Annotated in this window: 1 protein-coding gene; it reads right to left on the bottom strand. The window is 74.6% G+C overall.

The window, feature by feature from the left end:
- Positions 1-1,789, bottom strand: a 1,789-nt coding sequence (locus ACFV1W_RS40555; RefSeq protein ID WP_380422588.1) for a polyketide synthase dehydratase domain-containing protein, incomplete at both ends; no start/stop codon positions are given.

The following is a 1,789-nucleotide window of genomic DNA, read 5'->3' on the forward strand; positions in this document are numbered from 1 at the left end:
GTGAGGGGGTGTTCGGTGGGGATGCCGGCGAGCAGGGTGTCCACGGCTTGGCGGTCGGTGGTGTCGCAGGCGGCGATGGTGACGGTGGCGCCCAGCTCCCGCAGCTCTTCGGTGAGTTGGGCTGAGCCGGGGGTGTCGGGGCCGCGTCGGCCGGCGAGTAGGAGGTGGCGGATGCCGTGGGTGGTGACGAGGTGCTTGGCGAGGAGGGTGCCGAGGGTGCCGGTGCCGCCGGTGATCAGGACGGTTCCGTCCGGATCGAGCGGGGTGTTCTCCGCCGTGTCCGGGGTGGCGGCCCTGGCCAGCCGGGGCACGGTCAACCGGCCGTCCACCAGCGCCAGTTCGGGTTCACCGGTGCCGAGCGCGAGCGGGATCGCGGCGGTGGACGCGTCGGTGCCGTCCTGGTGGGCGAGGACGATGCGGCCAGGGTGTTCGGCCTGGGCGGAGCGGACGAGTCCGACCAGGGCGCCGACCGCCGGGCTGCCGGACTCATGGGGGAGGACGACCAGGACACGGGCGTCGGCGAGGGACTCGTCGGCGAGGACGTCCTGCAGCGCGGCGAGGGCGCCGGTGGCGAGCGCGTGGGTGCGCTCGATCTCCTCGCCCTCCGGAACGGCCAGGTCGAGGTGCCGGACGAGGTCGAGACCGGTGGCCCGGAGCGCGGCGGCGGCCGCGTCATCGCCGAGGAGGGCCCAGGAGCCGGTGGCGGGGTCCCGACCGCCGAGGTCCTGCTCCTGCCAGTCCACCCGGTACAGCGCGGTGGCCCCGGCGAGGGCGGTTCGGGCCTCGGTGAGGCGGCTCGGGTCGACCTCGCGCATCGTCAGCGCGCCGATGGTCATCACCGGGGCGCCGGTCGCGTCGGCCACGGTCATGGCCACCGTGCCCGGCGTCGGCTCGCTCACCCGGATTCGCAGCCGGGTCGCACCGGTCGCGTGCAGGGCGACCCCGCTCCAGGAGAACGGCAGCCGGACGTGCCCGGTGGCCTCCACGACCCGCTCGCCGTCCGGACCGGTCCGGGGGACGAGGGCGCCGGGATGCAGGGCGGCGTCCAGCAGGGCGGGGTGGATGCCGTAGCCGCCCGGCTCGAAGCCGTCGGGCAGTGCGATCTCGGCGTAGACGGTGTCGGAGCTCCGCCAGGCGGTGCGAAGCCCCTGGAACAGCGGACCGTAGTGGTAGCCGCGCTCGATGAAGTGCGCGTAGAAGTCGGAGAGTTCGACGACGGTGGCGTCCGCGGGCGGCCAGGCGGTCAGGCTCTCCCCGTCGGCATCGGGTGCGGTGACGAGGGAGCCGGAGGCGTGGCAGGTCCAGGTGGGGGCGGTGGTCGTGTCATCGGGGCGGGTGTAGACGGCGAAGGCCGCCCGCCCGGTGGCGTCCGCGGGCTCGATCACCAGCCGCAGCTGCAGCGCGCCCTGCTCCGGGATGGCCAGGAAGGCGTGGTGAGTGAGCTCGTCGATCCGGTTGCAGCCGACATGCGCGGCGGCGTGCAGCAACAGGTCGATGAAGGCGGTGCCGGGCAGCACGGGCGCGCCGTAGATCTCGTGCTCGGCGGTCCAGGCCGGGTTGTCGGCGGAGAGCCGGCCGGTGAACAGGTGCCCCTTGCCGTCGGGGAGTTCGGTGACGGCGGCCAGGAGGGGGTGGTCGGACGTGGCGAGTCCGGCCGAGGCGAGACCGGCGCCGGCGGTGCCGGTGGCGGGCTTGAGCCAGTAGCGCTCGCGTTGGAAGGGGTAGGTGGGCAGGTCGGCGGGGTTGGTGGCGGTTCCGTCGAGGTGGGGCCAGGTGACGGGGTGGCCGT

Source organism: Kitasatospora sp. NPDC059648 (assembly GCF_042734825.1).
Lineage (GTDB): Bacteria > Actinomycetota > Actinomycetes > Streptomycetales > Streptomycetaceae > Kitasatospora.